Here is a 6520-nt window from a genome sequence, read left to right as displayed (position 1 = left end):
AAAGGTAAAAAATGTGCAGCGGTTGCCTTGGCAAATAAAACGGTTAGAACTGCTTTTGCAATGCTAAGCCAAGGAACAGAATATAAAGCAGAGTTATTGGCTGCTTAACAAGGTCCTACAATAAAATGCAATAACGAAGATAAAAATCAGCATATTAAATCAGTTGTCAACTAAGAGTCTTGAACTCGTCGATAAGATCTTGATTATATGCTCGCGAAAATATCCTAGAGCCAGGGTTCGCTACTCTATTTAGAGCTCGTACATAAGTTCGCATTAAATTCTTTGATTATTCACTTTGTTGTTGACAAGGGGGAGTCCACATAAGTTGACAATATCCTTCAATTATATAGCTTATATCTAGTTCAATACCTCATTAGATTATGCTAATGTAAATAGTTCTAGTGTACATCTGTATATTTTAGCCTTATAATTATAGTAAAAGGAAAAATAATGAGTAAAGAACAATTATTTGGTGAATCTGAAATATTACTTTCAACAACCGATGTAAATAGTCATATTAAATATGCAAATGAAAGCTTTTGTGATATTGCGGGTTACACGCTTGAAGAGTTAAAAGGTAAGCCGCATAACATGGTTCGCCATCCTGATATGCCCAAAGCAGCGTTTAAAGATTTATGGTCATTTATTCAGTCTGGGAAGTCTTGGATGGGACCTGTTAAAAATAGATGTAAGAACGGGGATTATTACTGGGTAAATGCTTTCGTAACTCCAATAAAAGATGCAGCAGGTAAGGTTTATGAGTATCAATCTGTTCGAACCTGTCCAAGTCGAATTGTGGTTGATAGAGCAAATGATGTTTATGCTCAACTAAGTGCTAACAAAACACCAAACGTTATAAAAACTCACACAGATATTACTTTTTGGGTGCAGTTAATGTTAATACTTATGGTGATACTATCATTAGGTGCACTTTTTGTTACTAACATAAATTATTTATTCAGTGCTCCATTAATCATTGTTTCTTCTATAACCGCTGTAACGTTCAGTCTTTGGAGAAAAAAATATCAACTCGCTGTTTCTGAAGCCAAATCTATTTATGACAATAACTTAATGAGTTATTTATATTCTGGTAATAATGATGATATTGGTTCTATTTCATTAGCATTACAAATGAAACAAGCAGAGCTTAACGCTATTATAGGTCGAGTAAGTGATGATTCTAAATCCATTACTAAAACTGCGAAAAATTCTGCTGACAGAGGCAGAGATGTTGCAGAGATTTTAAATACACAAAAATGTGAAACTGATCAAGTCGCAACGGCTATAACTCAACTGTCGGCTACAGTACAAGAAATAGCACAAGTGGTAGTACAAGCATCTGAAGCGGCACAACAAGGACTGGATATAAGCGGTAATGGTCAAAAAGTAGTTGCGAGTACCGTTGATGCTATAACTGAGTTGTCGCAACAATTAACTGAAGTTGAAACGAGCATTACTCGTTTAATTAACGGCACAAAATCAATTGAAACAGTATTAAGTGAAATTAGCAGTATAGCTGACCAAACCAATTTACTCGCTTTAAATGCAGCAATAGAAGCAGCTAGAGCTGGTGAACAAGGAAGAGGGTTTGCTGTAGTTGCCGAAGAAGTTAGAGCATTAGCGATGAGATCTCAGCAATCGACAGAAGAAATTGGTAAATTACTCAACCAACTTCAGACAGAGTCAGGATTAGCGACCAAAGCGATGGATAAAGGAAGTGATTTATCACAGAATTGCGTGAAGCTTGCAGAAGAAACAGGGCAAGCATTAAACCAAATAAATAATGAGATTGCAGAGTTAGCTAATATTAATGCTCAAATTGCAACGTCAGTAGAAGAGCAATCGGTTGTAACAGAGCAGGTGAATCAAAATATCGTTTCAATAAGTGATATGTCTTCAGAAAGTGAGGAGCATGGAAGAGAAGCCGTAAGACTGAGTGAGAACCTCTTAAACCGATTAAATGAACAACAGAGTTTAGTTGCCCAATTTAAATAATAATATTAAAGTTTTTAATAGTCGTAGTGGTACATGTAAGACAGCCTTGATTTTTATAGAGCTAAGAATCGGTGTAAACAATAAGTATCATAATATGAGCATGGAGTGGGTTACTAAATGAAGTTACTAAACCATAGATTTACTACAATTGAAAAACTTAGCCAGTTTGTTGAAAAACTCAATAAAAATAAAACAATATTTATACAAGTATTATGTGGTGATTTTAATTTACGTAAACTTCAAGGTATTTTAGAGCTATTAACAACAGAACTGCCCTTATCTAACATCATTGGCTCATCTACAGCAGGTGAAGTATGTAATGGTGTAATTTCAAGAAAAGGTATCCTAATTTCATTTTCACTCTTTGATAATGTAAAACTAGACACTTATTATTTTCCAACTTCAAACTTTGAAAGTGGTGTAAAGGCGGCTAACAAAGTTATTCAAGCTGATACAAAGGCATGCATATTATTTAGTGAAGGACTTAACGGAGATCCTGAGTCTTTTTTAGGTGGTTTTTCTTCAATAAATAAAGAGGTGATTTTAGCTGGAGGAAGTGCAGGTGATAACTTTGAGTTTACTAAAACATTTGTAATAAAAGGGAATCAAATTTTTGATGAGGGGATCGTTCTTGCTAGCTTAACGAGTAATACTTTAGTTGTATCAAATCAATATGCGCTTGAATGGACTCCTATAGGTAGGGAAATGTCTATCACAAAAGTGGATAAGAACACCATCTATGAAATAGACAACAGACCCATACTCGATATTTTTTCTTATTACCTTGGTACTGACGCAGTAAAAAATGTTCCACAAAGTACTATTGAATTTCCTTTAGTAAAAACCAAAAATGGTATCACTATTGCTAGGTCAATGGTGGGTAAAACTACTGATGGTGGGTTTGTTTTTGCAGGACATTTTGAGAAGGGAGATAAAGTAAAATTTGCGATTGGAAACCTTGATGATATTTTGGCAAAAGCACCTAGACTTCAATTAGAATTAAGTAAAAAACCTGTTGAGGCGACTTACATTTACTCATGCTCTGTTAGAGATTTATTTCTAAAAGAGCATTTAAATTATGAATTTGGACTTATAGAAGATATTGCTCCAACAACTGGCTTTTTTACCTACGGTGAATATTTTTATACCAAAGAAAAAACTCAGCTTTTAAATATTGCCACAACAACACTTTCTCTTTCAGAAATCAATACTCCCATAAATAGTCAAGAAAAACTGGAGGTAACAACTAAAAGCTCGATGCTTAAGTCATTAACGCATCTTGCCAATACAACACAAAAAGAGCTTGATACTAATATCAACTTCTTAACTCAATACAAATCCGCCCTAGATGAAAGTAGTATTGTGTCTAAAACGGATATAAAGGGTACTATCATTTATGCCAATGATAAGTTTTGTGAAATCTCGGGCTATTCTCAACAAGAATTAATGGGGAAAAACCATAATATTATTAGGCACCCAACTACGCCTCATAGTGTATTTAAGTCGATGTGGACTACCATTAAAAGAGGAGAAATATGGCGAGGTACCTATCAAAATCTTTCAAAATCAGGAAATACTTATTATGTTAAAACGGTCATATCGCCTATTTTAGATGATAATGGACATGTTATTGAATATATAGCAATAAGAATAGATATTACCGACATCATTAAAAAAGATGAGGTGATTAAAAAAAGTATGACTGATTCATTGACGGGCCTTCAGAATCGACAAGCGCTTTTAAATAAACTTGAAGAAGAAAAAGAAAGTGTTTTAATCTTGATGAATTTAGACCGTTTTTCAGAGGTAAATGACTATTTTGGTTATGATGTTGGTGACCAGGTCTTAGTTAAATTCTCATTAAAGCTAAAAATGCTTTTTGAAAACAATAAAAATATCTTTAGGCTTTCAGGTGATGATTATGCTGTTATTGTTAGACCAGAAAGAACTATAAAAGACTCAAAAAAGTCATTAGCCATAATAATTAATCAGTTAACGGAAAACGCCTGTGAACTTGATGGGCATAATATATCTATAGATGTTAGTTTTGGTGTGGCTTCTGGTAACAATAGTATTATTTATAGACTTGCTCATATTGCTTTAAAAGAAGCAAAATCCACGCAGAAAAAATTAGTCTTTTTTAATGATGAACATAATTTAGAACACAAAATTAAAAGTAATATAGATATAATCAATACCATTAAATCGGCTATTAAAGATAATCGAATCGTACCCTACTTCCAAGGAATTGTTGATAACAAAACTAAAAAAATTGTAAAGTATGAATCTTTAATGCGTTTGGTTAAAAGTAATGGCATCGTACTTTCTCCTTTCTTTTTTTTAGAACAATCAAAAAAGGCTAAAAGTTATCAATATTTAACCCAAATAATGATAACAAAGAGCTTTGAGAAATTTGCAAACCTTGATTATGAGTTTTCGATTAACTTAGCGTTTAGTGATATCCATTCTAAAGAAACAATGCGTGTTTTACGTGATAATCTAATAAAGCACGATTGTGGAGAACGGTTGATTGTAGAAATTGTTGAAAGTGAAGGAATTGAGCATTTAGAAGAAGTTGTTCTATTTATTCAAAAAATAAAACAATATGGTTGTAAAGTTGCCATTGATGATTTTGGTTCTGGTTACTCTAATTTTTCATATTTAGCGGAATTAGATATTGATTTCATAAAGATTGACGGCTCTTTAATTCAAAACATTGATACAGATATAAATAAAAGGTTGGCGGTAGAGAGTATATTGCACTTTGCTAAAAATAAAGGCATTAAAACCATTGCAGAATTTGTTGAGAATGAATCTATTTTTAATACCGTTGTCGAATTAGGCATTGATTATTCTCAAGGCTATCTATTTTCTCAACCAAAAGAAACAATTAACTTATCTTCAGAATAAGTAAAACTATAAAGTATATGATAAGTTAAATAACACTTTATGCCGATTTTATACGCTGATTTAGTTAGCTTTAACAATGATTTTTATTATTTACGTCTGAATTACGTATTACATAAAAATAAAATCAATAAGTAATGAGTCAAGGTTGTTCTAAATCGAAGAATTTAAAATTACTTGCCGAAAAGCAAGCTGGGGTTTATTCTGGGATTGGCTTTGAGTGTGTACTCTGCATTTGAAGTAGTCTTTGGCTCAATTTCTACTGCTGTTTTTATATCATTTAAACACGCTTCACGATCACCGCTATCATTCAATATTGTCCTAGCTTTCGCCTGAACTTTCGATTTAGCTTTAATGGCTGTGTTATGAGTAGGTTCTTCAAAGCTATTATGATGATAAAACTGTTGTAGCTCTTGTGCTGTTTTCTTATCTAATGCTTCTACTGGGTACTGTCAAGTTAAGGCAACTTTCAACAAACATGCGATAATCACGGCATGAAAAATTCAAATATCTACGCAGGTTATCGCTATTCTGCCCAAATAATCAGCCATGCCGTTTGGCTTTATCATCGTTTTACACTCAGCTTTCGTGATATCGAAGAGTTACTTGCAGCGAGAGGTGTCGTTGTCAGTTATGAAACTATTCGTCAGTGGTGTAAAAAGTATGGCTCAATTTACTGCAACCAAATAAAAAAGAGTCGCGGTCAGCTTGGTGATACTTGGTACCTTGATGAGGTTTTCATCAAAATAAATGGCGTATTACATTACCTGTGGCGAGCAGTGGATCAAGACGGTGATGAAATAGATATTTTAGTACAAAAGCGTAAGGATAAAAGTGCTGCCATGCGTTTCTTTAAGCGGTTATTAAAAGGGCAGGGAGCGATGCCGTTGAAGATTGTGACAGATAAATTAGCCAGTTACTCCGTAGCAAAAAAAGAATTAATGCCAAGTATTGAGCACTCAACAGTCCAGTATGAAAACAATGGGTGTGAGTTATCACATCAGCCTACTCGGCAACAGGAAAGACAAATGCGGAAGTTTAAATCCCAAGGACAAGCACAACGTTTTTTGAGTTGCCATGGTGTGGTAAATAATCTGTTTCGTTTTGGACGTCATCTAATGCAAGCTAAGCACTACCGTGAATTTCGTGATCGCGCCTTTTTTGAATGGAATAGGGCTAGTTGTGTCCAAAATTTAGATTAAGGTGTGTTGAGCCAAATTTACTCGGCTTTGCTCGATAAGATAATTGGACTCCCTCTACACCTTCGTTAGCGTGTAGAGTAATATCATTGTTACCACACAAAATATTAAAGGAGTCCTCAATGGATAGTACAATAGTTGGTGTTGATTTAGCAAAAAGAGTTATTCAAGTTTGTATTTATACAAATAAAAAAGTGCATTCAAATATTGAAATGACATCTGATGAATTTTTACTTTGGTTATTTCAACAAAAGCCTGTAACTATTATCTATGAGGCATGTAGCGGGTCTAATTACTGGAAACAAAAAGCAATTGAAGCGGGTCACAAGGCGTTATTGATTTCAGCTCAATTGGTATCAACGATAAGACAAAACCAAAAAACAGATAAAAATGATGCACTTGCAATTATACAAGCATCA

3 protein-coding genes and 2 pseudogenes are annotated in these 6520 nt (G+C 33.8%); all 5 read left to right on the top strand.

Annotated features, from left to right (window positions below):
• Nucleotides 1-108, top strand: a pseudogene (locus H592_RS23985) (IS110 family transposase); the annotation flags it as partial.
• 342 nt (nucleotides 109-450) lie between these two features.
• Entirely contained in the window at nucleotides 451-1995 is a 1545-nt protein-coding gene (locus tag H592_RS0111140) for a methyl-accepting chemotaxis protein (RefSeq protein ID WP_028868852.1), read from the top strand.
• Nucleotides 1996-2112: 117 nt separating this feature from the next.
• On the top strand, nucleotides 2113-4905 hold the full coding sequence (locus H592_RS0111135; RefSeq protein WP_028868851.1) for an EAL domain-containing protein: 2793 nt from the start codon (nucleotides 2113-2115) through the stop codon (nucleotides 4903-4905).
• 491 nt (nucleotides 4906-5396) lie between these two features.
• Nucleotides 5397-6104, top strand: coding sequence for an IS6 family transposase (locus H592_RS0111130; protein WP_028868850.1), 708 nt, complete (start codon nucleotides 5397-5399; stop codon nucleotides 6102-6104).
• Nucleotides 6105-6223: 119 nt separating this feature from the next.
• Nucleotides 6224-6520: pseudogene (locus H592_RS0111125) on the top strand (IS110 family transposase); the annotation flags it as partial.

The sequence above is a fragment of the Psychromonas arctica DSM 14288 genome (assembly GCF_000482725.1).
Lineage (GTDB): Bacteria > Pseudomonadota > Gammaproteobacteria > Enterobacterales > Psychromonadaceae > Psychromonas > Psychromonas arctica.
Note: the sequence above shows the minus strand (reverse complement) of the source record. Positions and strands in the feature narration are given on the sequence as shown.